The 26,836-nt window shown below is 69.9% G+C and carries 25 protein-coding genes, 2 pseudogenes and 1 riboswitch; of the genes and pseudogenes, 15 read left to right on the top strand and 12 right to left on the bottom strand.

What is annotated here, in order from left to right; all coding sequences use genetic code 11:
• Positions 1-85: 85 nt before the first annotated feature.
• The 4 genes from ACWDS7_RS10705 to bluB all read left to right on the top strand — a co-directional run bounded on the left by ACWDS7_RS10705 (position 86) and on the right by bluB (position 3,169).
• Positions 86-703, top strand: coding sequence for a type 1 glutamine amidotransferase family protein (locus ACWDS7_RS10705; RefSeq protein WP_451929061.1), 618 nt, complete (start codon positions 86-88; stop codon positions 701-703).
• Positions 700-1,143: a MarR family winged helix-turn-helix transcriptional regulator gene (locus ACWDS7_RS10700; protein WP_306872727.1), complete on the top strand. Its 444-nt coding sequence runs from the start codon at positions 700-702 to the stop codon at positions 1,141-1,143. Before ACWDS7_RS10705 ends, ACWDS7_RS10700 begins: the two co-directional genes overlap by 4 nt.
• Positions 1,144-1,356: 213 nt before the next feature.
• The gene (locus ACWDS7_RS10695; RefSeq protein WP_451929060.1) at positions 1,357-1,905 is read left to right on the top strand and encodes a DUF6886 family protein; all 549 of its coding nucleotides are present in this window, start codon (positions 1,357-1,359) and stop codon (positions 1,903-1,905) included.
• 333 nt (positions 1,906-2,238) lie between these two features.
• A riboswitch (cobalamin riboswitch) is annotated at positions 2,239-2,438 on the top strand.
• A 32-nt stretch (positions 2,439-2,470) separates the two neighbouring features.
• Positions 2,471-3,169 carry a 5,6-dimethylbenzimidazole synthase gene (bluB, locus tag ACWDS7_RS10690; RefSeq protein WP_451929059.1) on the top strand — a complete coding sequence of 233 codons (699 nt, stop codon included), beginning with the start codon at positions 2,471-2,473 and terminating at the stop codon, positions 3,167-3,169.
• A 184-nt stretch (positions 3,170-3,353) separates the two neighbouring features.
• Here bluB and ACWDS7_RS10685 read toward each other — a convergent pair whose 3' ends face one another.
• Positions 3,354-3,890 carry a MarR family winged helix-turn-helix transcriptional regulator gene (locus ACWDS7_RS10685; protein ID WP_306872740.1) on the bottom strand — a complete coding sequence of 179 codons (537 nt, stop codon included), beginning with the start codon at positions 3,888-3,890 and terminating at the stop codon, positions 3,354-3,356.
• Between the two features lie 131 nt (positions 3,891-4,021).
• Between ACWDS7_RS10685 and ACWDS7_RS10680 the strand changes: the two genes are divergently transcribed.
• Positions 4,022-4,897 carry an NAD-dependent epimerase/dehydratase family protein gene (locus ACWDS7_RS10680; protein ID WP_451929058.1) on the top strand — a complete coding sequence of 292 codons (876 nt, stop codon included), beginning with the start codon at positions 4,022-4,024 and terminating at the stop codon, positions 4,895-4,897.
• Positions 4,898-5,492: 595 nt separating this feature from the next.
• On the opposite strand, the gene ACWDS7_RS10675 is transcribed toward ACWDS7_RS10680, so the two are convergent.
• Positions 5,493-6,677, bottom strand: a complete 1,185-nt coding sequence (locus ACWDS7_RS10675) for an FAD-dependent oxidoreductase (RefSeq protein WP_451929057.1) — start codon at positions 6,675-6,677, stop codon at positions 5,493-5,495.
• A 53-nt stretch (positions 6,678-6,730) separates the two neighbouring features.
• Here ACWDS7_RS10675 and ACWDS7_RS10670 point away from each other — a divergent pair, with 53 nt between their 5' ends.
• The 5 genes from ACWDS7_RS10670 (at position 6,731) to ACWDS7_RS10650 (ending at position 13,354) form a co-directional block, all read left to right on the top strand.
• Positions 6,731-7,423, top strand: a complete 693-nt coding sequence (locus ACWDS7_RS10670; RefSeq protein ID WP_451929056.1) for a TetR/AcrR family transcriptional regulator — start codon at positions 6,731-6,733, stop codon at positions 7,421-7,423.
• 220 nt (positions 7,424-7,643) lie between these two features.
• Positions 7,644-10,247, top strand: coding sequence for an AAA family ATPase (locus ACWDS7_RS10665; protein WP_451929055.1), 2,604 nt, complete (start codon positions 7,644-7,646; stop codon positions 10,245-10,247).
• Between the two features lie 114 nt (positions 10,248-10,361).
• Positions 10,362-10,613: a DUF4242 domain-containing protein gene (locus tag ACWDS7_RS10660; protein WP_451929054.1), complete on the top strand. Its 252-nt coding sequence runs from the start codon at positions 10,362-10,364 to the stop codon at positions 10,611-10,613.
• A gap of 54 nt (positions 10,614-10,667) precedes the next feature.
• On the top strand, positions 10,668-11,324 hold the full coding sequence (locus ACWDS7_RS10655; protein WP_451929053.1) for an RICIN domain-containing protein: 657 nt from the start codon (positions 10,668-10,670) through the stop codon (positions 11,322-11,324).
• Positions 11,325-11,899: 575 nt separating this feature from the next.
• Positions 11,900-13,354, top strand: coding sequence for an alpha/beta hydrolase (locus ACWDS7_RS10650; protein WP_451929052.1), 1,455 nt, complete (start codon positions 11,900-11,902; stop codon positions 13,352-13,354).
• 18 nt (positions 13,355-13,372) lie between these two features.
• Here the strand turns inward: ACWDS7_RS10650 and ACWDS7_RS10645 are convergent, their stop codons facing one another.
• On the bottom strand, positions 13,373-14,128 hold the full coding sequence (locus ACWDS7_RS10645) for a class I SAM-dependent methyltransferase (RefSeq protein WP_451929051.1): 756 nt from the start codon (positions 14,126-14,128) through the stop codon (positions 13,373-13,375).
• Between the two features lie 233 nt (positions 14,129-14,361).
• Between ACWDS7_RS10645 and ACWDS7_RS10640 the strand changes: the two genes are divergently transcribed.
• Positions 14,362-15,300, top strand: a complete 939-nt coding sequence (locus ACWDS7_RS10640; RefSeq protein ID WP_451929050.1) for an RNA ligase family protein — start codon at positions 14,362-14,364, stop codon at positions 15,298-15,300.
• A gap of 141 nt (positions 15,301-15,441) precedes the next feature.
• On the opposite strand, the gene ACWDS7_RS10635 is transcribed toward ACWDS7_RS10640, so the two are convergent.
• The 5 genes and pseudogenes from ACWDS7_RS10635 to ACWDS7_RS10615 all read right to left on the bottom strand — a co-directional run bounded on the left by ACWDS7_RS10635 (position 15,442) and on the right by ACWDS7_RS10615 (position 19,645).
• Positions 15,442-16,200, bottom strand: a complete 759-nt coding sequence (locus tag ACWDS7_RS10635; protein ID WP_451929049.1) for a MerR family transcriptional regulator — start codon at positions 16,198-16,200, stop codon at positions 15,442-15,444.
• Between the two features lie 10 nt (positions 16,201-16,210).
• Positions 16,211-17,095 carry a DUF2268 domain-containing protein gene (locus ACWDS7_RS10630; protein ID WP_451929048.1) on the bottom strand — a complete coding sequence of 295 codons (885 nt, stop codon included), beginning with the start codon at positions 17,093-17,095 and terminating at the stop codon, positions 16,211-16,213.
• A 62-nt stretch (positions 17,096-17,157) separates the two neighbouring features.
• Positions 17,158-17,364, bottom strand: a pseudogene (locus tag ACWDS7_RS10625) (MerR family transcriptional regulator); the annotation flags it as partial.
• A 696-nt stretch (positions 17,365-18,060) separates the two neighbouring features.
• Positions 18,061-18,890, bottom strand: a pseudogene (locus tag ACWDS7_RS10620) (IS5 family transposase).
• A gap of 86 nt (positions 18,891-18,976) precedes the next feature.
• Positions 18,977-19,645, bottom strand: a complete 669-nt coding sequence (locus ACWDS7_RS10615; RefSeq protein WP_451929047.1) for a TetR/AcrR family transcriptional regulator C-terminal domain-containing protein — start codon at positions 19,643-19,645, stop codon at positions 18,977-18,979.
• A 198-nt stretch (positions 19,646-19,843) separates the two neighbouring features.
• Here ACWDS7_RS10615 and ACWDS7_RS10610 point away from each other — a divergent pair, with 198 nt between their 5' ends.
• Together ACWDS7_RS10610 and ACWDS7_RS10605 are read left to right on the top strand one after the other, a co-directional pair.
• Positions 19,844-20,425, top strand: a complete 582-nt coding sequence (locus ACWDS7_RS10610; protein WP_451929046.1) for an NAD(P)-dependent alcohol dehydrogenase — start codon at positions 19,844-19,846, stop codon at positions 20,423-20,425.
• Between the two features lie 95 nt (positions 20,426-20,520).
• On the top strand, positions 20,521-21,009 hold the full coding sequence (locus ACWDS7_RS10605) for a DUF6326 family protein (protein WP_451929045.1): 489 nt from the start codon (positions 20,521-20,523) through the stop codon (positions 21,007-21,009).
• A 16-nt stretch (positions 21,010-21,025) separates the two neighbouring features.
• On the opposite strand, the gene ACWDS7_RS10600 is transcribed toward ACWDS7_RS10605, so the two are convergent.
• Positions 21,026-21,412 (bottom strand): hypothetical protein, encoded by a 387-nt coding sequence (locus ACWDS7_RS10600; protein ID WP_451929044.1) that lies wholly within the window; start codon positions 21,410-21,412, stop codon positions 21,026-21,028.
• Positions 21,413-21,796: 384 nt separating this feature from the next.
• Between ACWDS7_RS10600 and ACWDS7_RS10595 the strand changes: the two genes are divergently transcribed.
• Positions 21,797-22,924 carry a VanZ family protein gene (locus ACWDS7_RS10595; protein WP_451929043.1) on the top strand — a complete coding sequence of 376 codons (1,128 nt, stop codon included), beginning with the start codon at positions 21,797-21,799 and terminating at the stop codon, positions 22,922-22,924.
• Between the two features lie 113 nt (positions 22,925-23,037).
• Here the strand turns inward: ACWDS7_RS10595 and ACWDS7_RS10590 are convergent, their stop codons facing one another.
• The 3 genes from ACWDS7_RS10590 to ACWDS7_RS10580 all read right to left on the bottom strand — a co-directional run bounded on the left by ACWDS7_RS10590 (position 23,038) and on the right by ACWDS7_RS10580 (position 25,998).
• Positions 23,038-23,514: a hypothetical protein gene (locus tag ACWDS7_RS10590; RefSeq protein ID WP_451929042.1), complete on the bottom strand. Its 477-nt coding sequence runs from the start codon at positions 23,512-23,514 to the stop codon at positions 23,038-23,040.
• A 623-nt stretch (positions 23,515-24,137) separates the two neighbouring features.
• Positions 24,138-25,163 carry a hypothetical protein gene (locus ACWDS7_RS10585; RefSeq protein ID WP_451929041.1) on the bottom strand — a complete coding sequence of 342 codons (1,026 nt, stop codon included), beginning with the start codon at positions 25,161-25,163 and terminating at the stop codon, positions 24,138-24,140.
• A gap of 424 nt (positions 25,164-25,587) precedes the next feature.
• Positions 25,588-25,998: a hypothetical protein gene (locus tag ACWDS7_RS10580; RefSeq protein WP_451929040.1), complete on the bottom strand. Its 411-nt coding sequence runs from the start codon at positions 25,996-25,998 to the stop codon at positions 25,588-25,590.
• A 333-nt stretch (positions 25,999-26,331) separates the two neighbouring features.
• Here ACWDS7_RS10580 and ACWDS7_RS10575 point away from each other — a divergent pair, with 333 nt between their 5' ends.
• Positions 26,332-26,670, top strand: coding sequence for a hypothetical protein (locus ACWDS7_RS10575; protein WP_451929039.1), 339 nt, complete (start codon positions 26,332-26,334; stop codon positions 26,668-26,670).
• The last annotated feature ends 166 nt before the right edge of the window (positions 26,671-26,836 follow it).

Raw genomic sequence — 26,836 nt, 5'->3', positions numbered from 1 at the left:
CATGGCCGCCCTCCCCCACACCTCGGCCGGATCCGTCTTCTCGCGGCTCATTGACAGCATATTGTCATTATGACAAGATGCTGTCATGAACAAGATCTACCACGCGGTATACGAGACCATGGCGGACTGGGAGACCGGACACGCCACCGCCCACATCAGAAACGGCCACCACCACAGGGAACCCGGCCGCTACGAGCTCGTCACCGTCGGTCTCACGACCGACCCGATCACCACCATGGGCGGCCTGCGCGTCACCCCCGACGTCTCGCTCGACTCCATCAAGGACGCGGCGATGCTCATCCTGCCCGGCGCCGCACTCTGGGACGAAGGCGACGAACTCTCCCCCTTCGCCCGCAAGGCCCACGACCTACTGGAAGCGGGCGTGCCGGTCGCGGCCATCTGCGGCGCGACGGCCGGGCTGGCTCGCGAAGGGATCTTCGACACTCGGGGCCACACCAGCGCCGCGCTGCCGTACCTGCAGGCGCAGCAGGGCTACGGCGGCGCGGAGCGCTACGTCGAAGCGCCCGCCGTGACCGACGGAGACCTCATCACGGGCACCCCCACCGCACCGGTCGACTTCGCCCGCGAGATTTTCGCCAAGCTGGACCTGTACACCCCCCAGGTGCTAGACGCCTGGCACCGGCTGTTCGCACACAACGACGCCTCGGCCTTCGAAGCGCTGATGGCACCATCGGACATATGAGCAAGACAGGAGATCTGCTGTCGGAGGCCGCGCTCACCGTCTACCGCCTCAACGGGCAGTTCCTCGGCGCCGGCGACACGCTCGCCAAGCCGGCGGGGATGACCGTCGCCTGGTGGCAGGTACTGAGCGCGGTCCCCGACAAGCCCATGTCCGTGGCCGAGATCGCCCGGCTCCGCGGGCTGACCAGGCAGGGCGTGCAGCGGACCGCCGATCTGCTGGTGGACCAGGGCCTGGCCGAGTACGAGCCCAACCCCGCCCATCGCAGGGCCAAGCTGCTGCGGCCCACCGCGAAGGGCATGGCCGCGATAGAGCGGATCGACCCCGACCTGGAAGCACTGGCGGACCGGGTGGTGGACGAGCTCGGCCTCGACGGGCTGAAGCAGGTCATCGAGGCGCTCAAACAGCTCTCCGCCGCCCTCGACCAGGTCACTCGTCAGTGAGCGTCACATCGCCCCACGCCGTCCCCCAACCGATCGGCGAGTACGTCGTCCACGGCCCCGCCGAAGGCGGACGCCAGGTCCGCCTCACCGCCTGGCGCGTCCCCACCGACCACCTGCGCGACGGCCGCCCCGCCGACCAGCGCTCCACCCTCCCTGCCACACCGACCTTCCGGGAAGGGATTCGCCCTTGGGCCACGATGGTAGACACGGGTCATGCGGCCCAGACCAGGTCAAGTTCTGCACTTCTCCGAGGACCCGGAGATCACCCGGTTTGTCCCCCACGTGGCAACCACCGCACAAGAGCCGGAGGCATATGTGTGGGCTGTGTCGGCCGATCGCTGTCCCGACTACTGGTTTCCCCGCCAGTGCCCGCGCGCCATGGCCTGGACCGTGCCGGACACGACGGACGCCGACCGGGAACGGATCATCGGTGCCGGCTGCGGGCGGCGCATCCATGCGATCGAGTACGGCTGGCTGGAGGCGTTCTTGACCGTGCGCCTGTACGGCTACCGCCTGCCCGCGGAGAAGTTCGTCCCGATCGGTGAGCCGGTGCCGAACGCGATGGTCGCCACCGAGCCCGTCGAACCGCTCGGCCCGCCCGAACCGGTCGGCAGTCTGCCCCAGCTGCACGAGGAGGCCGGGATCCAGCTCAGAGTGCTGGACAACCTCTGGGCGTTCTGGGATGCGGTGACCACCAGCTCTCTGGGCTGGAGCGGCATCCGCCTGCGCAATGCCCGCCCCAGGCCGGCCAGAACAGGCTGACGCCCCCGACCCCCACGTCCCGGTGGTCGCTCCCCCACTGACACTCCGGCTAGCTGACCTGTTGCGCTCCGACGCCTATTGAATCGGAAACTTGTGGTCCGGTAAGAGGTCGGTGGACGAGCTGCTCATCTCCTGCTTCGTGATCGTCGTGCTCACCGGTGCTTTCCTGGCGTTCTTCCGCACGCCGGCGGACACGGAGGTTCTGCGGGGCTCTCACCCCGTACGGTGGTCTCCCCTTTCGCTGGAATGCCCGGGGGGACGGTCCTTATCGCATGATCCCTGGCCGTCGCCGGGTGAGCGGCGCGGTGAGGTCGGGAATCCGCTAGCGTACTGAGCGGCGAACTGTTGCAAGGTGCCTCGCGTCGGTGAGGAGAATCGGGAAGCCGGTGTGATTCCGGCACGGGCCCGCCGCGGTGACCGGGGAGCCGCCGCCCACGCGCGCATGCGCAGCCACTGGCCCGCGAGGGCTGGGAAGGCGGGTGGTCAGGCGTCGATCCGGGAGTCCGAAGACCGGCCTTGCGCTCATAGCCCCGCAAAGGGGCACGAACGCAGCGGGAGCCTGCCCATGGACAGCCAGCTTTACGACGTCATCCACCGCCGCCGTGACGTGCGCGCGCAGTTCACCGGTGAACCCGTCCCCGACGAGGCCCTGCACCGGATCCTGTCGGCGGCCCACGCCGCGCCCAGCGTCGGCCTCTCCCAGCCCTGGGACTTCATCGTCGTGCGCGACCCCGCCGTCCGCGCCGCGTTCCACGGACACGTCCAGCATGAACGCGCGGTCTTCGCCGCGACCCTTGACGCCTCCGCCGTACGGCGGTTCGCCCGGATCAAGATCGAAGGAGTGCTGGAGTCCACACTGTCGATCGTGGTCACCTATGACCCGGATCGGGGCGGCCCCGCCGTTCTCGGCCGCCACGCCATCGCCGACGCGGGCCTGTACTCGGTGTGCCTGGCCATCCAGAATCTCTGGCTGGCCGCCACCGCCGAGAATCTCGGTGTCGGCTGGGTGTCGTTCTACCGCGAGCCGTTCCTGAACGACCTTCTCGCCATCCCCGCGCCGATCCGCCCCGTCGCGTGGCTGTGCGTGGGGCCGGTGACCCACCTGGAGACCGTCCCCGACCTCGAGCGGAACGGCTGGCGGGATCGGCGCCCCCTGTGGGCCGCCGTCCACCACGACCGCTGGAGTTCCGGTCTCCACGGCCGCCCTCATCCCGATCGAGCCGGACGCTCCTCCACGCCTCCCGATCGAACGGGAATGAGCTGAACGCTCCTCCATTGACGACGGCCTTCCCCGCCTTCTCGGGACTTCGCGGGTTCCTCTCAGGACTTTTCGCGGATGACCGGCGATCCGGCCGCCCGGAAACGCGTCGCGTCACGCCGGTGTGATCACGGTTCAGATGGCTCGCCCACCTCGGCGACCAGCTGCGAGACGGTGACGCGACGCGTTCTCAGCATGCGCCGGTGGCGGAGGTGTCCGGCCCCGTGTCGCCGAGGGAGACGAGCAGGCGGCGCAGGAGCACGGTGATCTGGTCGCGGTCGGCGGAGCTCAGGCCCTCCAGGAGCCGCCGCTCGTTGGCGACGTGATGCTCGACGAGCCTGTTGACCAGGCTCAGCCCTTGATCGGTGAGGGAGATCAGGACGCGGCGCCGGTGGGCCGGATCGACGGCGCGGTCGACCAGGCCCTTTTTCTCGAGCCGGTCGATGCGGTTGGTCAGGGCGGCCGAGCTGACCATCGCCGCCGTGCTGAGTTCGCCGGCGTTGAGGACGTGGGGCGGCCCGGAGCGCAGCAGGGTGGCCAGCACATCGAACTCCCAGGGCTCGATGTCGTACGCGGACAAGTGGTCCCTGATGGCGCGTTCGAGGAGGCGGGAGACCCGGGACAGGCGACCGATGATCTCCATCGGTGAGCAGTCCAGATCGGGGCGCGCCGTCTGCCACTGGCTGATGATCACGTCCACTCCGTCGTGGAGTCCGTCGGTCGTCATCGTGAGTCCTGTCCTGAGCTGTCCTGAGCGTGGCTTTGCACAGAGGCTAACACTTAGACATCGAAGGATTTGACACTTGCGAACACCGTGATTTAAGTTTTCGACATCGAAATTTTCGAGGGGAGACTTTGATGAAGATCTTGCTTATCGGTGCCGGCGGTTACCTCGGCTCGGCGGTCGCGGACCATCTGGACGAGGCCGGACACCAGATCGTCGAACTGACCCGCGCCACCGACGACCGCCCGGAGAACGGGCGTGAAAAGCGTGTCGGCGACCTGACCGATCCGCGTTCGCTCACCCAGGCGGTGACCCCCGACATAGACGCTGTGATCAACATGGCGACGCCCACCGGAGACGCCGAGACTGACGCCGCCGCGATCGCCGCGCTGACGGATCCGCTGCGCGGTACCGGGCGGGCTTTCGTCTACACCAGCGGTGTCTGGGTGCTGGGAGCCACCGGACCCGGCCCCGTTGACGAGAACACCCCTGCCAATCCCATCCCGATCGTGGGATACCGGCCGACGATCGAGCGTCAGGTGCTCGACACCGCCGAGAGCGGTGTGCGCGCCCTGGTGATCCGCCCGGGCATCGTGCACGGCCGGGGTGGCGGCATTCCCGCTCTCCTGGTGAACCTGGCCCGCGAACACGCGGCGCCGAGGTTCGTCGGGGAAGAGGCGGCGCGCTGGCCCATGGTGCACGTCGACGACCTCGCCGACCTGTTCGTCGCCGCGGTGGAGCGGGCACCCGCCGGGTCGCTCTGGCACGGTGTGGCCGAGACCGCGGTCGCCGTCCGCGACCTCGCCTCCGCGGCCGGACGCGCCGCCGGTGTCCAGGCTGAACCGCAGGGCTGGCCGCTTGACCAGGCGCGTGAGGCGCTCGGCGCCCTGTTCGCCGACGCCCTCGCCCTCGACCAGAGCGTCAGCGGCGACGCCGCACGCGACAAGCTCGGCTGGCGTCCCCAGCGCGACGGCGCGATCGCCGACCTCGCCGAGGGCTCCTACCGGTAGGACGACGGCACCCCCGGGATCAGCACCACGACAACACTTGACCTGGGAAGAAGGCAGGAGCATCCAGGTTTTCGGCACCACCGACGTGCGACAGGTCAGCGTGCACACGCCCCCGGACCGGCGGCCGTAGCCGGCGATCCCGGCCCGGGCCGCCCATCAACTCCACCTGCCGCTTGCTCATGACGTCGAGCCCGACCCCCGGCCCCGGCCGCGTCCCGTCTTCCGGGGGTCGTGGCGGGGCCGTGACGGTCGCCCGTCGGGGCCGGCCCCGTAGGGGGTTGGGGCGATCGACAAGTCCGGCCGAGATACGGCCAGAAGCGGCCACGAGCCGATCATGTTCGTAGTCCCGGAAGCGGGCTGGAGCCTCTCCGATGCCCCGGGATGCGGAATCTCGGAAGTCGGGGCGGTGCTCAACCCTATGTGCGAGCTGCCGTCTGCCCAGGCCGGCGCCTTCAAGATCCGCTCATGGCCGGTATCGCCCGCATCTCGGCTGTCTCGACTGAGCCCGGTATCTGCCGGAAGGAACCGCGGCGGTGCCGTGCTGCCCCGTGAAGCCGTGGCGAGCTGCTGGTGCCGGTGCTCTCGCGTTTGACAGTCAGGATGGCTGGATTTCGTCGAAGAAGGCGAGGGCTTCGGTGGGGTCCGGGCTCACGAGGCGTTCCAGACCGGCCATCGTGATCTTCGCCCACCCGCCGGCCCGTGCCCACATCTGTTCCTCGAAGACGCGGACGGCCTCGTCCAGATCGCCAGGCCCGGGGGCGGCGGCGACGGACTCGGCGAGTTCGGCGCCTTCCAGCATCGCGAGGTTCGCGCCCACCCCCAATGGGGGCATCAGGTGGGCGGCGTCGCCCAGTAGCGTCACCCCGGGGACGTGGGCCCAGGTGTGGGACACGGGCAGGGCGTAGAGGGGGCGGCGGACGAAAGCGGTGCCGTGGCGGAGGAGGTCGAGGACGGGAGCGGCCCAGCCGTCGAACAGAGCCAGCAGGCTTGATCGCACGGCCTCGACGTCGGCCAGGTCCAGGCTCGCCTCCAGGCCCGCGTCCAGGCCCGCGCGCCGGTTCAGGCCCATATGCCGGTCCAGGTCCGTGTGCCGCTCCAGCGGCGCGCGGAACTGGGCGTACACCTTGACGTGGCCGCCGCTGTTGCGCTGGGCGACGAGGCCGCGGTTCACGCCGTACACAGCCATGGAACCGTCGCCGATCAGCCGGGCGAGGTCGGGGTGGCGGGTGTCGACGTCGTCCAGGGACGTCTCGACCAAGGTGACGCCGGTGTAGTGCGGCGTCGCGGACGAGACCGCCGGGCGGACCCGGGACCAGGCGCCGTCCGCGCCGACCACGAGGTCGAACGTCTCCTCTCGCCCGTCCGCGAAACGGACCAGCACGCCGTCCCGGGTCTCCGGCACCACCTCCGTCACGCCCCGCCCCCACTGAACGTCCAGGGGGCCGAGCAGCAGGTCACGGAGCTGCCCGCGGTCGATCTCGGGATTGGCCCGGTCACCCGGACGGGGTTGCCAGTCGCGGAGGACGGTCCCGTCCGCGTCCAGGATGCGCATGGCCTGCCCCTCGGGCCGGGACAGCGCCTGGAACTCCGCCAGCAGCCCCGCCTTGCCCAGCGCGAGCTGGCCCATCCCTTCGTGCAGGTCCAGCGTGCCGCCCGGAGGACGGGAGTCGGGGGCGGGGTCGCGTTCGAGGACGGTGACGGGGTGATCGTGGCGGTGCAGGACGCGGGCGAAGGTGAGGCCGGCGGGGCCGCCCCCAATCACGGCGATACGATGTCTCATATCGATACACTGTATTGCCCTATTACGGCGTATCGCAACAGTACGATGTAACCATGACTGTGTGGGATCGGCCGGAGCCGCCGACTCGCCCCGCGCCGCTCGACCGGGAGCGAATCGTTGCCGCCGCCATCGCGCTGGCCGACGAGGGCGGGCTGGAGGCGGTGTCGTTGCGCAAGGTCGCCGCCCGGCTGGAGGCCGGCCCGATGCGACTGTACGGATACATCTCCACCAAGGAGGAGCTGTTCGACCTCATGGTGGACGAGGTCCACGCCGAGATCCTCCCCGAGGAGCAGCCCGGTGACTGGCGGGAGGTGCTGCGCGTCCGCGCCCACCGCACCAGGCAGGCCACCCTCCGTCACGAATGGCTGGCCGACCTGCTCGGCGGCCGTCCGGCCTTGGGCCCGAACGCCCTCGCCGTGACTGAGGCCACGCTGGCCGCCTTCGACGGCCTCGCCGACCTCGAGACCGTCATGCGCGCCGTGGAGACCGTCAGCGCCTACTTCACCGGCGCGATCAGGCGCGAGATCGCGAACCTGCGGGCCGAACGCGCCACGGGCCTGTCCGAGCGTGACTGGCAGCTCGCCTCCGGCCCGCATGTGACGAGGATGCTGGCCACGGGCCGCTTCCCCGCGCTGGCCAAGTTCGTGCACGACGGCACGGAGGTGGATGCTGAGACATCCTTCGCGACCGGCCTGGACTGGGTCCTCGACGCCGTGGCCGCCAAACTCGCCCGGCCGCCGGCGTGACTCCCAGGATGTCCGGGTGACATCCGTGGCACCGCATGACGCCGCCGGGCTGCGGACCCACCTGCTCGACCGGTTCAAAGGCGAGCTCCGACCCCGATCCGAGTGACGCAAGCTGGTGGCGGCGGCTGCCGCCTGAACCCGGGCCGGGCGACCAGCCCCCGGCCTGACGGGGACCGGGAGATCCCTTACCAGCCGCGCCGCGCTGACGGATACTACGGGAATGCGCTTGCTGGAGCGGGAGTCGTCGTTGGCGTCGCTGGCCGAGTACGCGGCCGAGGCCGAGCGTGGTGAGGGGCGGCTGGTCCTGGTCGCGGGCGAGGCGGGCGTCGGCAAGTCGGCGCTGGTCGAGCGGTTCCAGCAGGACCTGCCGGCGGCGCGGTGGTCGTGGGGAGCCTGTGACGGGCTGTTCACTCCACGCCCGCTGGGGCCGCTGTTCGACCTGGCCGAGCGGCTGGGCGGCCCGTTGCTGGAGCTGTGCCGCGCGGGCGCCGGACGTGAGGAGCTGTTCCGGGGGCTGCTGCGCGAGGTCGGCGACCCGGGAACGCTGGACGTGGTCGTGGTGGAGGACATCCACTGGGCCGACGAGGCCACCCTCGACCTGCTGCGCTTCCTCGGCCGGCGGCTGCGCGGCAGCGCGCTGCTGCTCCTCGCCACCTACCGCGACGACGGCCTGGCGGCCGCCGATCCGCTGCGCGTCACCCTGGGCGATCTGGCCTCGCAGCGCTCGACCAGGCGCATCGGCCTGGCGCCCCTGTCCACCCAGGCGGTACGCGAGCTGGCCGGGGGAAGCGACGCCGACGCCGACGCGCTGCACCGGATGACCGGCGGCAACCCGTTCTACGTGACCGAGGTCGTCCAGGCCGGCATGCACGAGGTTCCCGGGTCGGCGCGGGACGCGGTCCTGGCGCGCGCCGCGCGCCTCAGCAGCGCGGCCCGCCAGGTGCTCGACGTCGCGGCGCTGACCGGGACCAGGGTGGAGTGGAGGCTGCTGGAGGCGGTGACCCCGTGCCCGGCCCCGGCCGTGGACGAGTTGCTGGCGTGCGGGCTGGTGACCGGCGACGGCGAATGGCTGCGTTTCCGCCATGAGATCGCCCGGCTGGCGGTGGAGGGGGCGGCGCCCGCACGCCGGGGCCGCACGATCCACGGCCTGGTCCTGGCGGCGCTGGCCGCGCTGGGCTGTGACGACGACGCCCGGATGGCCTTCCACGCCGAGGCGGCGGGGAACGCCGCCGCGGTCCTGCGCCATGCTCCCGCCGCCGCCCGCCGCGCCGCGTGGCTGGCCTCCCACCGCGAGGCGGCGGCACAGTACCGGCGAGCCCTGCGCTTCGCGGCCGAGGCGGACGCCGCGACCGTGGCCGAGCTGTGCGAAGGACTGGCCGACGAGGCGGTGCTGCTCGACCAGTGGCAGGACGCGGCCGAGGCGTGCGAGCGCGCGCTGGCGCAGTGGCGCCAGGCAGGCGAGCGGCTGCGGGAGGGCGCCGCGCTGCGACGGCTGTCACGCATCAAGTGGAACCTGTGCCACGGCGAGGTGTCCGCCGCCGAGGCCGCGGTGTCCGTCCTGGAACCGCTCGGGCCCGGCACCGAGCTGGCCTGGGCGTACGCCTCGTTGGCCAACCACCGGATGCTGCGCTACGAGCACGACATGGCCGAGGGCCTGGCGCTGCGGGCGCAGGAGCTGGCCGAGCGGCTCGGCGCCACCGACGTGCTCAGCGACGCGCTCAACACCCGGGCCGCGTGCGCCTGGATCCGGGGCGGCGCGTGGGAGGACCGGATGCACCGCGCGCTGGAGGTCGCCCTGGCAGGGCGGCACCAGGACCAGGCGGGCCGGGCGTTCACGAACCTGGTCGCCATGCACAGCGGCCGGCGGCGCTTCGCCGAGGCGGAACGGTGCCTGGCCCAGGGCATCGCCTACTGCGACGAGCACGACCTGCCCACGTACGGGACATGCCTGCGCGGCGAGCAGGCCACCGTCATGGAACGCACCGGACGCTGGGAGGAGTCGCTGGCGATCAGCGCCGGCATCCTGGCCACAGTGGGCCGGTCCCCGTCCAACCGGATGTGCACGGTGCGCAGGATCGGCTCGGTCCTGGCCCGCCGCGGCGAACCGGGTGTCTGGGAGCACCTCGACGAGGCGGCCGACCTGGCCGACCGCACCGGTGAGCCGCAGCAGATCGTCCCTGTACGGCTGACCCGGGCCGAGGCGTACTGGCTGGAGGGCAAGGCGGCCCAGGCGCGGCGCGAGGCGGAGCTGGCCCATGACGTCGCCGCTCCGTCCGACGCCTGGGACCGCGGCGCGGTCGCGGTCTGGCTGGCGCGCACCGGCTCCCCTCGCGCGCCGCAAGGAACGTTTCCCGAGCCGTACCGGCTGGAGCTCGACGGCGACCCGGCCAGGGCGGCGCGGGCCTGGACCGAGCTGGGCTGCCGCTATGACGCCGCGCTGGCCCTGTGCGGCGCGAGCGGGGAGCCGGAGCTGCGCGAGGCCCTGCGGATCCTCACTGACCTCGGCGCCTTCCCCGCGGCGCGCATCGTCAGGCAGGAGTTGCGCAGGCTCGGCGTCCGGTCGCTACCGGCCGGGCCGCGCGCGGCCACGCGGGAGCATCCCTCCGGGCTGACCCGGCGCGAGCGGGAGGTGCTCGCCCTGGTCTGCGCGCAGCACTCCAACGCCGAGATCGCCGCCGAGCTCTTCATCTCGGTCAAGACAGCCGGCCACCACGTCTCGGCGATCCTCGCCAAGCTGGGCGCGCCCAGCCGGGCCGCCGCCGCCAAGGAGGCCGTCCGCCTCGGCCTGACCGAGGCGCACATCCAGGCCACCACGGAAGCCTGAGCACGCGGGAAATCTAGGCAACGCGCGGCGCAACATAGGGAACCGCTCCCGATCCGGCCCCCCGGCCCCCGTCCTTACGGTTGGCGGGACTCACCACGGAACGGGAGGCCCTGCATGCCGCTCTACATGGACGTCCACACCATCGCCCAAGGCGTCGCGATGACCGACGTCGCCCAGGCGCACAAGGCGGACCTGCAGCAGCAGGGCCGACACGACGTCAGCTACCTGCGCTACTGGGTCGACGAGAGCCAGGGCAAGATCTTCTGCCTGGTCGAAGCGCCGTCGGCGGAGGCGGCCGCGGCGGTGCACCGCGAGGCCCACGGGCTGGTCGCCGACCACATCTTCCAGGTGCAGGAAGGCAGCTGACCAGCACCAGCACGACACCAACCGAAACCCGCAACAGGAAGCGAGAAAACGCACATGAACCAGATCTTCTCCGGACGCGCACGACGTTCCTCCGCGCCGCGGACCGGGCGGCGGGCGGCGGCGCCGCTGCTGTTGACCGCGGCGATCTCCATGGCCGCCTGTCTCGTGCCGACCGCCGCGAACGCCTCCGACCAGCCGGCGCCGCTGTCGGTGCCGGGGCAGCCGACCGGAGGGCCGGTGGCGCCTCCGCCGGGACCGGGGCCGCTGGCCCTCGGCGGCTTCTTCAAGGTGCAGGAGGCCGAGCAGAGCAAGTGCCTGGACGTCAAGGATGCCTCCACCGCCGAGAACGCCCTGCTCCAGCGCATCACCTGCAAGGGCAACGACGCCCAGCTGTGGCTGCCGACCCTGCTGTCGGTCGACGGCTCCGGCGCCTTCGTCTACCAGTTGGCCAACCGGGGCAGCGGCAAGTGCGTCGAGGTCAGGAACGAGTCCGCCGCGTTCGGCGCGCAGGTGGTGCAGCACACCTGCGACCCCAGCCGCCTGGCCGGTGAGCGCTGGCTGCACCAGGGGGAGATCCCGTCCACGGGTGTGGGCTTCGGCCAGCTGAGGTCGGCCCTGGACCCCACCCTGTGCCTGGACACCCTCGGGACGCTGGCCAAGGTCTTCACCTGCACCACGCCCAACGACGCCCAGCTGTGGCGCTTCCAGTGACCTTGATGTCCGGACGCCGGGCCCGCGCCGGATGAGGTGAGGCCCCGCCGGCGTGGCGCCGGCACCGCGAGGGCCTCCCACCCGGGAGGCCCTCGTCGTCACCGCCGGGACCGGTCTCGGACCCGTCCGCCGACTCCACCATCCCCGTTACCGGGGCCCCGGTAGTGACGGCGCAGGAAACAACGGATATGCGGGTCAGGAAGGTACGGCTCCGTAGAGGCATCGACCTGTCGGCCCCGCCACAATTCCTCGATGCGGGGGTGGACCTGTGGTGGAACCGGCTTGGCGTGCGTTCCGGTCCCATCGCAGGTCCACCCCCCTGTCGGCCGGAAGGCGCTGACCGTCCGGGTGACGGCCGACGCCTTCCTGGACTCGCTCGACAGTCCCAACACCCTCCGCAACATCGCGGATCATCCTCTCGGAGCTGATCCGCTGCTTCATCCTGGTCCCCGCGCAAGTGACCGGCGTAATGCGACCTAGGTAGTCAGATGACCCGCGCAGTCCGACCTAGGTGGCACATAACCGGCGACTTGAGGTGGATGTGCCGACACCAGTCCCTCCTCAAGGATGGTCAAATGACTGAGGCAGTCGGGGGACTTAGCATGTCGCCCCTAGAGATTCTGGTCTTTCTGGGTGCCGTTGCACTGGTACTGGCCCGCTGGTTCCCGGTCGGCGCCCGCCGGCCGGTCACACTCGCCGCGATGGTGACTGTCGTGCTGTCCGGAGCGGCGCTGATCGTGCTTGGGGTGCGCTGGCAGCTCTTACCTGTACTCGCAGGCGCCGCGATCGCGCTCCTGTTCGCCGCTCCCCCACTGCTGCGACGGCCCACCGGACGACCCGCGTGGCGGGCCCGGTGGTGGCTGGCCCTGCCGGGATCGGCGGCGTGCCTCGCTCTGATCGCGGGGGGCGCAGTGGCCGTGTGGGCGCTACCCCTGCCGGTGTTCCCCGAGCCGTCGGGCCAGTACGCGGTCGGCACCACCGTGATGCAGTGGACCGACCCGGATCGCCCCGAGACCGCCACCTCCGAGCCCGATGACCGGCGCACGGTTGTGGTCCAACTCTGGTATCCCGCGCAGAAGAGCCCTGCGGACCTCAAGCGGGCACAGTATCTCGGACGCACCGCACAAGAGGCGCGTGTTGTCTCCCAGGGCCTGGCCGACTACCTCGGCGTGCCCGGCTTCCTGCTCGATGAGATTCCGCGCGCCCACACAAGCTCGGTGTTCGATGCGGCGGTGGCCGACGGAGGCGGAAGATTCCCCCTCGTACTGTTCTCCCCCGGGCTGGGCGGAGTGCGCACCCAGAACACCGCCTGGGCAGAGGAACTGGCCAGCCGCGGCTACGTCGTCGCAGCTCTTGATCACCCTTACGACTCGGCCGCTGTCACTGTCGCCGACGGCCGAACGATCCGCACGCGGATCAGAGCCACCGGCGATCGGGCCGAGGACGAGAGGCTGGCAGCCGGCTGGACGGCGGTTCGAGCCGCCGATCTCAGCTTCGCCCTCACTCAGCTCGGCCGTCTCGACCGGGGCGATATCCCAGGCCCGTTGACCGGGCGCCTCGACACCGATCGGGCTGCGGCGACCGGGCATTCCATAGGCGGAGGCTCCGCCTTGCAGGCCGCCCGCCAAGATCCCCGGTTCGTGGCCGTCATCAACCTGGACGGCTTCCCCTACGACCCCGCCCCACGACCGTTTCACCAGCCAGTACTCGCGCTCACCCACCCTGTGGACCCAGCTGAGAACCCGATCTACATCCCACGCCTCACCCGGGTCCTCAAGCTCAGCACCACGACGAGCTACCGGGTCACCGTCCCTGGTACGGCGCATCTTACCTTCACTGACGCGCCGCTCTACATGCCACCCATGCCCGCACTCGTCGGCTCATTGGGCCGCACCCGGGGACCGCATATCACCGCCGCGGCCAGCGCCGCATTCCTGGACGCCACACTCCGGGGCAAGCCCGGCGACATCGCCGCGCTTCTGTCGACGTACGGTGACCTCACCGTCCATCACGCAGCAAAAACCCGGTGATCGTTTCCGGCCACAGCGCTAGGCGGCCTCCAGGACGAAGAACAGGAAGCTCAGGAAGGCCCCGGAGGGGAAGTTCGCAAACTCGTCGGGGAAGAGTTCACGGGCACCTGGCGCGGGGCGCGGTTCGCTGATGACGGCTATCCGAAAGCCGGCTGCGGTGAAAGCGTCGGTCATCGCGTGCAGCGGCCGGTGCCAGAAAGTCAGCTCGGCGCTCTGACCGCTGAAGGTGAACTCCTCGGACCATTTGCGGGTCGCGAAATAGTTGGCACCGGGACCGGCCAGCTTCTGACTGACGAAGGGATGATTATCGGCCACGATGAGTCGGCCGCCGGGCGCCAGCACGCGCCGCAGCTCGGCCAGCGGTGCCTTCCAGTCCTCCAGGTAGTGCAGCACCAGGCACACGATGACATCGTCGAACGCGCCGTCGGGGAACGGCAGGGGGCTGCGTAGATCGGCCGGGAGCAGGACCGCGCCGTCGCCGAGCCGCTGCCTGGCGAGCTCCAGCATCTTCGTGCTGGAGTCGACGCCGGTCACGATGGCACCCCGGTCGCGCAACGCCGCGAGCAGCGGGCCGGCACCGCAGCCGACGTCAAGGATCCGCCGCCCTGCCACGTCCCCGGCCAGGTCCAGGATCGCGGGCCGGGTGTAATAGCCGTTGATGAGGTTGGACTCCGTCTCGGCCGCGTACGCCTCGGCGAAGCTGTCGTAGTCGTTGGCCACAGCCTGGTCTGCGGGCCCGGCGGAACTCTCAAGATCGGAAGACATGCGGCCCATCCTGGCATACCGGCCCGTTCGCGCACGGGCCGTTCGCCCCGGTTCACCCTCAAGATCCGCCGAGACGATGACCTCGGTGCCACGCAGGCCTCCTGCCCCCTCGTCCATGAGCCCGACTGCAGATCGGACGGCCGGTGTGGCCGATCATTGTCGACAGGATCCGTCCTCTCTCACGCGGTGTCCGGAGCGAAAAGGAGTTTCGGGGACGTCGGGTGAGGACCCAGACTTCTGCCATGCGTCATGTGCCATTTCCCAAGATCCCGGTTGCGTCGAGCGCTGCCGTCGCCGCCAACGGCACCTGGATCTCTACTGAGAAGATTCACGGAGCACAGCTGGTCATCGCCTATGACGGCCGGGAGTTCCGGGTCGGCAAGCGCAAGGCCTGGCTGCGCGGAGAGGAGGCATTCTTCGGCTGGCAACTGCTGCGCGCCGAACTGGAGCAAGCGGCCAGGGCGGCGTTGTCTCTGGGCGGCACGGTGGTGCGTGTCTACGGGGAGTTGTACGGCGGCCACTATCCACACGCCGAAGTCGCGCCGGTGCCCGGGGTCAGCGCGGTGCAGACCGGGGTCTGGTACAGCCCGGACCTGCGTTTCGCGCTCTTCGACGTGCTCCGACACGACCATCCCGACGACGCCGGCCTCTTGCTGCCCTACACCGACGTGGCAGCCGTGGCGGCCTCCGCCGGACTCGATGTCGTGCCCCTGCTCGGCAGGGGCCCCAGGCACGAGCTGGACGCCCTGCCTCTGCGATTCCCCACCCAAGTGCCGCGCCGGCTCGGTCTGCCGGACATCCCGGGCAACCTCGCGGAAGGGATCGTCATGCGTCCTGATATCTCTGCGACGTCGCAACAGCGCCCGATCGTCAAGATGAAGATCGAAGAGTTCGACGAGCAGCGCTTTGACGAGAGCCGGCCTTGGGACCAGCACACGCAGCTTGCCTTGAGCGACCTGCGCCGAATCGCCCGGACCATGGTGAACGGACCACGGCTGGACAGCGCGCGGTCCAAGACGGGGCCCGAGTCCTTCCGCGAGTTCGTGGACGAGGTCGTGCTCGACGTCATGGTCGACCTGACCGATGCATTCCCCTCCGCCATGGCGGCCCTCGGTGATGGCGGAGAGGACGAACTGCACGCGCATCTGAGGGAGGTCGTCCGAGCGATGCGCCACGAGTGAGAGCAGCCGCGCCGGGTCCGGCAGCGACAAGGCCGGTCAGCGGCAAGCCCACCGATTGCCTGGCGGCCAGGTCTTCCACCCGCATCGTCGAGTCCTGGCTGCCTTGATCGTGCAAAGGGTCATTTCGGCGGACCACACGAGCTACATCCGGGTCCGCGCGTACGCCTGCAGTGCGTCGCGGACGAACGTCGCCCCCGCGGCGTCGTCGTACATGCCGGCGAAGCGGGGGTCGTCGGCGTACATGTCCCCCAGGCATCTCACCATCTCGATCGAGCGCTCCCGGTCGCCCTCGGCCGTGGGAGTACCCGGGATCTGGCTCAGCCACCGGACGTGCCGGGCGGCCAGTGACTGAGCGTGTTCCGAGGTCGGGGAGATCCCGGTCTTCACCGCGGCGACCCACGCGGCCACGAGGTCCTCGGCGGCCTGTTTCCAGGCCCGCTGCTGGTCAAAGGTCTTGCCGTGCCACCAGTCGTTGCTCACCTGGAACGCGCGCTCGCCCCAGCGTGAGATCACGTCGTCCTTGTAGCGGTCGTTGAACCCCGCCAGCATGACGTCCATCTGCGGTTCCACCCCTGCCCGCAGGGCATCGAGCGTGTCACGCGCGGACCGGATCTGCCGATCTACGCGGTCCCGTTCCTCCTCCAGCGCGGCGATGTGGGCGCGGAGCCCGTCGCACGCGTCCACCTCGTCGGCCAGGACCTCGGCGATGGCGGGCAGGCCCATGCCGAGCCGGCGCATGAGCAGGATCCGCTGAAGTCGGAAGACCGCGGTGGAGTCGTAGTAGCGGTACCCGTTCGCGCCGACCCGGGACGGGGCCAGGAGCCCGACGCGGTCGTAGTGACGCAGGGTGCGGCTGGTGATGCCGGCCCTCGTCGCGAGCTCCTGGATCGTCCACTCCATCGTCCCAGTGTCACCCGCGGTGGAGCGTGGTTGCGATGATCTCCGAGCTGTCGGCGTGCAGGGCCTGCGCCGCCGTCTGCCCGGTCGCCGCCAGGTAGGCGTCGACCAGCCGGTTGCCCGCGGCGTACCCGGCGCCCATCGGCAGCCCCACCGGGGTGACACCGAGGTGCTCGGCGCCGGGGTCGCCGTGCACCCAGGCGGTGAAGTTCTGCATGCCTGTCACGTCGAGCCCGGTGAGCACCTTGTCGAAGACCGCGTCGTCGTGCAGGTGCGGCACGCCGATGCGGGCGGGGCCGAGCTCGTCGCCGTAGAGCTGGCGGGCGAAGGCGTCGGCCAGGCCCTCGCCGACGATGTGCTCGCCGACCGTGACGGTCATCGGGTCCCACACGACCCCGCCCGGGGCCCACCTCAGGTTGTGGTGGAGTTCGTGCACGGCGGTGGCCTCCAGCCGCTCCACGTTCTCGGGGAAGGGCCAGAACGTGATGGCGATGTTGCCCGAGATGCCGCCGAAGCCGGTCACTCCTAGGCAGGGACCCATGAAGTGCTTGTCAGCCGGATCGCCGAGGACGAACAGCACAGTGATGTCCGGGGCCTCCAGCCCCGGCGTCGCCTCCAGCAGTACGGCGAGAGCGTCGTCGAGCGCGCGTTGCATCCGCTCCCAGGCTCCGGCCGCCGCCAGTGTTTCGAGCGCGTCGAGACAACGCTCCTCGTCGCGGTCGATGGGGAACCCGGACGTTTGGAGGTGTATGGCCACCAGGTCGACCTCGCCGGGGTAGTAGCGGTACATGCCGCTGTTGGGCTCCAGCATCGAACGCAGCAGGTCGGCGCGCTCTGCGACCGGGGCCAGCAGGATCCGCCGCATGGCGGAGTAGGTGTCAAGAACAGTGATCGACATGGCCCCGATGCTAGAAGTTGACGCAGCGTCAAGGTCAAACCAGCGGCGCTGCTGCGCGGCGGTGGCCCGCCACGGTCCGTGTCGATCAGCTCGGCCACCTCCTCCAGGGTGAAGCCGAGCCGCTGGGCGGCCTTGATCACGGTCAGCAGGGTGACGGTCTCGGGCGGATAGGCGCGGTGCCCGCCGGTACTGCGCCGCGGTTCGGCGATCAGCCCACGCCGCTCGTAGTAGCGCAAGGTCTGCGGGTTGACCCCGGCCTGCTCGGCCACCTGTCCGCTGCGCAGGTACGGCCCGTCGATGTCCTGTCTCACGCCGGCCGCCCCACCCCAGTGGCGGCGAAGGCGCCGGCCGGCGGGGCCTCCGCCGGTCGCACGGTCCCGGCCTCAAGGACTGCGAGCAGCTCCTCGCGGCTGATGCGGTCCATCACCATCGTCTCCCGGACTCAGAGTGCGTTACGTGAGCTGACGCCCTTTTCGTCGTTGCGGTTGGATGAGGTCTGCTGGTCGATGGGTCGCCGCTCGGTCTGTCGTCACGGCTGAGTGAACAAGCCGGGCTCGGTTTCGATGAGGATGCCGCGGCTGGTCAGGCGTTTGAGCTTGGCGCGGACGTTTTGGATGCCGTTGGGCGTCAGGGGCAGGTCCATCGCCAGAGCCAGGTCGCGGGCGCGCAGCGAGCCGCCGGTCTCGTCGAAGACGGTGAGGATCTGCTGGTAGTCGGGATGATCGAAGCCGACCAGCGGCGGCGCGTCCGGTTCGGCCGGAGCGGGGTCCGCTTCAGCGAGGGACAGGAGCGTCTTGCGGCTGATCCGCAGATGCTCGGCCTCCTGGCTGAGTTCACTGAGCCGCGCGGTCAGGAGTCGATGTCGGTCTGGGTCTGCTCGATCTGGCGGGTCAGGGCCTGTTCGCGGGTATCGAGGCGGTCCAGGAGCCAGGTTCCGGGATCGGGCGGGCGGGTATCGGGCCTGGTCATGTCCACCGCCAGGACGGGGTCGCGGAGGTCAGGCGCCGGGACATCACGTCCGTCATCGCCCGATACACCCGTGATTCAGAACTGGCTGGACGGTGCTCGTAGTCGCGGATCAGGCGCCGGTGGAACATCAAGATTCCGTAGGTCTGCTCGACGACCCATCGTTCTGGCTGGGGCACGAAGCCTTTGTCGGCGGGGTTGCGTTCGACGATGTCCACGGCGATCCCCAGGCTGGCGCCATGGGCGACGACCGTGTTCTTGAACCCTTGGTCGACCAGCGCTTTGGTCACGCTGCCCTCGGTGACGACGGCGGCCTGGTCCAGCAGGGCGATCCCGGCCGTGTTCTCGTGGGCTGAGGCCGCGAGCACGACGACCGCGATGACCAGGCCCAGCACGTCCACGGCCAGGCCTCGCTTGCGTCCCGGCACCTTCTTGGCGACGTCCCGGCGGTCGTGGTGGCGGGGACGCCAGCCGCGACGTGGACGCTTTGGGTGTCCAGTACGACCAGGCTCGGGTCGGCTAATCGGCCCTTCTTCTCGCACGGGTGCCAGCGCAGCAGGTCATGGATCGTCTTGTCGGTGCCGTCGTCGCGCCATTTGGCGAAGTAGTAGTACGTCGCGCCCTTGGGCGGCAGATCGTGCGGGAGATAGTCCCATTGGACGCCGGTCCGTCCCTGGTAGCGGATCGCGTTGACGATCTCCCGCAGCGCGTAGTTGCCTTCGTGGCCGCCGGCCGAGGGGTGCGCGGCCTTCCATGCCGTGAGGACCGGTTCGATCAACGCCCACCGAGCGTCGGTCAAGTCGCTCGGGTACGGCTTGCGCTCAGTCACCGCGCCATCCCAGCACAACTGGACCCGCAGACTGGCGGTAACACTACAAATCCACACGATCACATAACGACATCACGGATGGAGGCTCACGTAGGCACTCTCAGGGGCTCGAGGGCGGCTAGGACGAGGTCGAGGCCGAAGGTGAACTCCTCCGCCGGGTCGTAGCCGGCAGCGGCGAGCACCGCGGCAGACTCGTTGAGGTAGGGGAACTCGTCAGGAGGAAGCTGGGGCAGGAAGACGCCCTCGGCCATGTCCGCGAACTCATCGGCGGTGTCGAACGGCAGGCTGGATTCCTGCAGGGCGAAACCGTAGACATAGCTGTCGAGCAACCAGTTGGCGTGCGTCGCCATCAAGACCGGGAAGCCAGCCCTCCGCAGGCAGGCGGTGACCGCTTCGCGGTGGCGGAGGTTCGCGGGCCCCGGCGATGTCCGCGACTCCATCAGGCCGATCGCCCACGGATGGCGTGCGAGAACCTGTCGGGCGGATACCGCCCGCCGTCGCATCGCTGACTGCCAGTCGGTCTCTTCAGGCGGGAGCTCGATCTCCTCGAACACGACGTCGATCATGGCGTCCAGCAAGTCCTCCTTGCTCGCCACGTAGTAGTAGAGCGACATCGCGCCCGCGCCGAGCGCGCGAGCCAGCCGGCGCATGCTCAGCTCGCCGACCCCCTCGCGGTCGGCGAGCCGGACCGCCTCGACCACCACCCGCTTCTTGCTCAGCCCCGCATCTGACGCGACCTGGCGTCGTTCCCTCACAGACAACGGGTCTCCTCGCTCCCTCGAACGGCTTGACAATCGTCCAGCGTACGGTCATGGTACAGCGTACTACTCGTAGTACAGCGTACGACGTACGATGTACGAACCAGCGAGAGTCGTAGCTCGGACGCGAGGAGGATTCTGTGGGAATCGAACAGCGATCGAATGCCGGGGCGACGACGATGCGGGCCGCCCTCAGTGCTCGAGTCGTCCGAGGTCGGGCTACCGCTGCCCGGTCGAGGCGATGTGCTCGTCCAGGTGGGCGCGGCCTCGGTACATCCTGGCAACTACTTCGTCATGACCGGTGAGCCGTACGTGGTGCGCTTGGCGTTCGGGCTCCGCCGGCCGCGCCACGGCATCCCTGGCAGGGACCTCGCTGGCGTGACGGCAGCGGTCGGGAAGGATGTCACCGCTCTCCGCTCCGGCGACGAGGTGTTCGGCCGGAGCACCGCTGGAACGCTCGCGGAGTACGCCTGCGTCCCGGCGGACAACCTCTTGTCCGTGCCCGCCAACCTGTCGGTCGTGGACGCGCCAGCGGTGCCCACCTCGGCCATGGCGGCGTTGCAGGCATTGCGCAAGATCGCGAACGTTCGACCGGACCAGACGGTGCTGGTCACGGGCACGTCGGGCGGCGCGGGCTCCTTCGCCGTAAAGATCGCCAAGGCGTTTGGCGCCGAGGAGACGGGTGTGTGCAGCACCCGCAACGTCAACGAAGCAGCCCACGCCCTCCGCTACGTCGCGGCCGGCCACACCCGAGGGAAGGTCGTCGTCACCGCCTGACGACCGGACCGACGAGAACGACCCAACCCGTGCGTATGCACGCCCCAACCTGCCGCCACTCCGGCGGACGGACCGCTCCTCTCGGAAGAGAACCGATGACCATCCGAACGAACACTCCGAACCTGCCCGACAACCCGCCGATCCCCGTGCAGGCCAAGCTCGCCGCCACATGGACCAGCTTCATGTTCCTCTACATCTACGTCGACTACTTCCACCTCCACAAGCCTGGCGTCATCGACAACCTCCGTGCCGGCGTCGTCTTTGAGTTCGACATCAGCCCGACGTTGTTGACCATGATGCTCGCGTCCGTGGCGATCCCGGCCCTGATGGTGATGCTCTCCATCACGCTGCCCGCCCGGGTGAACCGCGCCACGAACCTCGTCGTTGCATCGCTCTACATCCCCTACTCGGTGTTCAACGCGGTAGGGGAGTCCTGGGACTGGGCCCCCTTCTACGGCCTCTCCATCGGAATCGAGGTGCTGCTCCTGGCCTTCATCCTGCGCTCCGCCTGGACATGGCCTCGAACCCCCGCCGTCCCAGCCGGTCCCGCGACGACCGACCTTCGACAGGACCTTCGACAGTAGGTATCCGTGTAAAGCCCTACGGCGTGAAGCCCGCCGCCGCGGACACCGGGCCGACCGTGACCAGCTCAGTCGCGGTATACGCAGAGAACCTGCTCACGAGCGGCCCGGTGTCCGCGCCAGCCGCGCCCGTAGGCCGAACGGTGGCTGACCGACCAGCAGACCTCATCCAACCAACCGCAACGCAGCAGCCGTTCTCCCGGGCCGTCAGTTCGGCGGTCCGGGCGGCGTTGTCCGGGCTGAAGACGAGTTCCAGGCGCAGCCGGGTGCGCTCCGGCCGTGCCACGCCCTGCACCGCGTCGGCGAACAGGGCGTCGAACTCGGCCACGCGGAGCGGCTGCTCGGCGGTGGGCAGAGTGCAGGCGGAGGGAGCCCATCCCAGGTCAACGGTGATGTCTTGGGTCATACCTAGACGGTAAACCTGTACCTGGGTACCGAATGCAAGCCCTTATGGCGTACCGCCGGAATCCGGTCCGATCTCCCCGAGGGCCGATCCTGGCGCCGCCCCACATGGTGGCGATGCTGCCGGGCACGTGGGGCGGTTCATCCGCGACCACTTCACCCCCAACGCCGGGATGCAGATCACCCAGGTGAACCCAGGAGTCGGGCCGGCGCCGTGGACCGGTCCGCCCTCTGCCTCGGCTGGATCGCGGTCACGCTGCTCGCCGCGGCCCTCCTGCTGAACAAGCGCTGCGGGCCGTCGGCATGGTCCGCCAGGAAGGTCCCCTGAGGGCCGCACTTACATCCTTAAATATGCCTGTATGTCCTCTTTAGCTAGACTTCGCGGCTTGTGGAGATCTACCTGACCCAGGCGAAAATCGCCCTGCTTCTCGCCCCGCTGGCCATCGCGCTGCTGTTGCTGCCCTTCGTGTCCCGCCAATACGGCCGTTTCGGGCAAATCGGGCGATGGTCGGGGTTCGTCACGGCGGTGCTCGTCCTGTACGCCTGCGGCGTGGTGGCCTTCACCCTCTTTCCGCTCCCTGAGGTGACGCCGGACTTCTGCGCGATCCGGCAGAGCCTCGCGACGCCGCGCTGGCAGCCGCTGTCGAGCGTCCAGGACGTGATCAGAGAGAACGCAGGACGAGGCCTGCCCGCCGCGCTGTACAGCAGGTCGGTGCTGCAGATCGTGTTCAACGTCGCCCTGTTCGTGCCGCTCGGCTTCTTCTTGCGCTACCGGCAGGGGCTCGGCGTGGCGCGCACCCTGATGATCTCCCTCGCCGGTTCGCTGGCGATCGAGTTGACCCAGCTCACCGGCCTGTGGGGCCTCTATCCCTGCGCGTATCGGCTGTTCGACCTGGACGACCTGATCATCAATACGGCCGGCGCCGGACTCGGCTGGACATTGGCGGGCCCGGCCGCGCGGCTGCTGCCGGGGCCATGGCCGGCGCCCCGCCAGGACCTCGCCTCGCCCACCGTCGGCCGGCTGGCGCTCGCCATGCTGCTCGATGGCGTGGTGTGGTTCTTCGCCTCGCCGGTGTTCGGGTTGCTCTCCGTCCAGGCCTATCGGCTCGTCACGGGTGGCCCGATGCCCGACGATGCCCTCCTGAGGGACATCCTGCCCAGCTTGTCGTACGCGGTGACCGGGCTGGCCATCTTCGTACTCTTCCCGGCGGCGCGCGGGGACGGCGCCACACCGGGCCGCGCGGCCGTACACGTCGCGGTCTGCCACGCGACGACCGGGCGGCCCGCGCCTGCGCTCGGGCGGCTGACCCGCTCGGCCGCGCCGTACCTCGCCCTCGCCGGGGGCGCGGCCGTCGGCAGCTTCGTGCCCGTCCTTGCCCTCCTCCTCGTCATGGAACTGGAACGGCGCGGCGTCATGGCGCGCTGGACCCGGACGCGGCTCATCACCCGGGCCGCCGCCCGCCTGGATGCCCGCCGAGCGGGAGTCGTCGAGGAGTCCGTCGCTCACACTCCATGAACGGCCCGCTGACGCCACTGGCCGAGCGGTTGCTGCTCAAGCCCGGACGCCGGCGGCGCTACCGCGGACGGTGAGTCGCTGTCCGCGGTAGCGCTCAGGCGGGCGGCGTGGTGTCAGGCCTGGTCGTGGAGTTCGGTGCGGGTGGTTTCGGCTTGTTCGGCGATGGTGGCCAGGACCGGTGGCGGGAGGTGCTTGTCGCGGAAGGTGTCGACCAGCTGGTCCAGGACGGTGTCGGCCTGCCTGAGGTCATGGGCGCGGGCGTGCGCGCGGGCCAGGCGGCGCATGGTGGCGTTGAGGGTGATGTTGTCGACCCCGGCGTCGGTGCCGGGGTCGAGGGTGGTCTGCACGACCGCGCCGAGTTCTTCGATGCTGGTGTCGGTGTCGGTGTCGGCGGGGCGGACGCCGATGCCGTTGTGGCCGAGGGTCAGGAAGTGACGTCCGGCGTTGGTGCCCTTGACCATGTGCGCGTACACCGCGAGCGGGTGGTCGGGGTGGGTGGCGATGAGCTGGTCCAGGGCGGCGTTGCCCTGGGCCAGTTGCGGGGCGTCGGAGCCCAGCAGCGCCAGCAGGGTGCCCTGCTGCGGGCCCATCAGCAGGTCGCCAGTCCGCCGGTCGGCTTCGCCGGTCAGGCGGGCTGATCTGGATGGTGTGCTCGGGGGAGGTGACGGTGGAGCCGTCGGGGGCCTTGCACAGGGCGCGCAGCCGGTAGGTGCCGGGCTGGGCGAAGGTGAGGCCGTCGGCGCCGTAGCCGAGGTAGGCGCTGTCGTAGAGAGCGGGAGTGCCGGCATCCAGGGTGACCCGGCGCTCAAGGCTGCCACAGCCGCGGGCGATGGGCCGGAAGGGGCGGATGGCTCCGGCGGGGTCGGTGACCAGGATGGTCAGGTTGTCGCCGCGGGGGCTGAGGCCGGGGAAGGCGTCGGCGTGGAGGGTACTGCCGTCCAGGGACAGCTTGATCTCGGTGACGACGGGTTCGCCGTGGGAGAAGCTGTCGCGTCCGTACAGCTCCAGCCGCAGTCCGGACCGGCCGGCCGGCGGCGGGACGAACTCCTTCAGAGCGGGACGGTCGGCGGCACCGGCCTGGAAGGCGTTGCCGCCCATGACGACGTCCCGGTAGAAGCCGTGGCGCAGGTGTCGCAGTTCATTGGCGGTGAACTGGTAGGCGAAGGCCGCCCAGTAGGCGTCCTCGCCCTTCTGTCCGTCCAGGCCCTCGTAGTTATCGGGGTAGTTCATCCACGACAGGTCGCCGTAGCCTCCATTCGGCCCGAGTGGCTGCGGGGGCACGGCCAGGCCCTTCTGCCAGCTGTGCAGCAGGTTGAGGGCGTGGCCGAGCTCGTGGACCCAGGTGCGGATCTCCTTGCGCGTTCCGGCCATCTGCTGCTCGACCAGGGCGGTGACGGGTGGCGATGAAACTCCACACCTTCCACTGCTCGATTTCTCGATGGCTGCTGAAGTTGCTGACCATCGCGGCATGGAGCTCAGCATCGGACCACTTCAGGTCCGCGCCCGCCTGATCGACGGCGACCTCGTTGACGACGGCGCCGGAGGCGCGCAGTTCGATCCCGGCCTCGGCGTAGGTCGAATGGACGGTGATCAGTTTCTCGGTCAGGCCGGCCGGGCGGGGATCGGCGGTGGTGGCGTACTGGACAGGCGGCTGGGTGCCTGCCACGGCGTCGACCTCCCAGTCGATGGTGCGCAGGAACCGGGAGACGTAGGAGCAGGTGAAGGTGGTGGCTGCCGTTCCGTCAGCCGCGCTGCGGGTGAGGGTGGCGGTGCCGCCGGGGGCGAGCTTGTCCACGACCACCGAGATCTTGGGCATCTGGGTGGAGTTGGCGAACGTCGCGGTGCCGGTGATGGTGGCGGGCAGCGTGACGGGCTGACTGCCCTCCAGGACGAAGGAGTTGAGGTATTGGCCGTCGGGGACGCTAAAGGTGTCACCGGAGATCACCGGCACCGGGCCCGTCAGGTCTATGCGGAGATCGACTCGCTCATTGTCGGCTGTCCCGTCGAAACGCCCGGTGGCCAGGTGCTGTCCATCCACACCGAGGACGAACTTCTCGTACGCTCCGGCGCCGTACTGGCAGTTGACCGTCCCGCCGCCGGGACCGGTAAGGGAGGTCACCCCGGAGCCGTCCATGCGTAGATGCACGTTGGGAAAGTGCGCGGACCGGATCGTGATGGGGTCTCGCCGAGTGTCGCCAGGTCGCTGGCTTTCAGCGTCATGATCGTCTTCCTTGCCCATGGATGGGAATGCGCCGCTGGGGTGGGCGGGGCCCACGCCGATGACGCTAGAAGAGCGCATTGACGCCCACAGTGATCAGAAAAGGATGGCGGTCTCAAGGGGTCAACGCATCACCGTCTTTGATGAGGTCAGCGTAGACCTCGGCTGGACTTCGGAAGTCGTGGATCCGGCGAGGCCGGTCGTTGAGCTCGGCGGCGGGGTGCCAGGACCTCGGTGACCTTGGCGATGGCTTCGGCGCCGGGTTTGACGTAGCGCATGGCGGTGCGGGGGTAACGGCGAAACTTTTAACGGATATGCAGGTCAGATCCCCGGTAAGGGCCTTTGCGCATAGCCTGGAAGAGGGCTGCTGACCTGCATATCCGTTGTTCCTGCGCCGTTACTACCGGGCCCCCGAACTGGCGGACCGTCTCAAGGACGGCCTCGGTCAGGGGACGATGACGTGGAAGCCGGTGTCGCGGGCGCCGGTGGCGGTGCCGGTGCCGACGAACACGTCGCGGGAGTCCCCGCAGGCGGCGACACCGTCGGGGCGGACGAAGATGCTGGAGTTCCAGGGCGCACTCGTCCACCGGACGGTGGCGACCGGGACGGTGGTGGCGGCGTTGACATCGGCGTCGAGTCGGATGCAGTACTGGCCGGTGGCGATCTTGCGGACGGTGGTGACGCCCTTGGAGCGGAAAATGGAGCCGTCGGCGTTGACGACGGCGGCGGCGCGGACGCCCGGGCCGGAGGCGCCGCCGGGATCGGCCAGTGCCGGGGCGGCGAAGGCGCCGAGTGTGCCGGTACAGGCGGTCAGGGTCACAGCGGCGGCCATGACGGTCTTCATGATGCGCGGCATGCTGGCTCTCCTTCGAGCGAGGGACAGTACGGGGCCAGGTTTCTGGTCGGGCTGGGATGATGTCCCGCCCCCCAAGGCCATCACTGACTGTAACTATTTAGATACTGAGAGTTACTATGGCGCGCGGTAAAGGCGTCCTCCTCCCGAACGTGGCCCCAGCCCCAAAGTGAGCTGATCAGTTGAGGAACAGAGGCCACCCCACGCGCCCGCGCGTAAGAACTCTGAAAACTCCAAAAACTTGCCATCCCCATCTCCTGCTCGCCCCTGCCTGGGGCTCGCCTCAGCCGTCAGCGCCGCCTGCGGTCAAGTCCCTTACGGAGGTCGGCCTCGGCGGTGGCCGCGGGACTTGACCGCGGGCAAGCGACGGCTACGCTCGGCGCCCCGGCCGGGGGCAATGGCCACCCGGACTCCGACCCCGGCAGGCCGGTGGTCGCTCCCCCGCTGGCCGCCGAGGCCGGCCCTATGACCCGGCTGGACCGGCTGCACCGCGCGGTCACCCGAGGCGACCCCGCCAACCCGGAGGCAGCCTGCGGCCTGACCACCGCCCACCACAGCGGACGCCTCGACCCCACCCAGGCCATCCCCGTTGACCAGGCGGACCCGGCGCTGCCGTGCCCGGTCGGCGGCTGCCGGATGCGCGCCTGGCCACCAACCAAACCCAAGATCGAATGAGAAGTTTCCGTACGTCTATCAAGGCGGCCCGCCCCTGGCGGGCCGCTGGCGTTCGCGGGCCGGGCTGCGGCCGCGGTCTCCACCCGGCACCCGTTCGCGCGCCGTGCCTCGATAGCCGCCGAGGAGCTCGCCGGCTGCCCGGTCATCCGGATCGCCGGCCCCGCGC

This window comes from Streptosporangium sp. NPDC003464 (assembly GCF_053588315.1).
The sequence above is the reverse complement of the archived record's forward strand: the minus strand, read 5'-3'. Positions and strand labels throughout refer to the sequence as shown.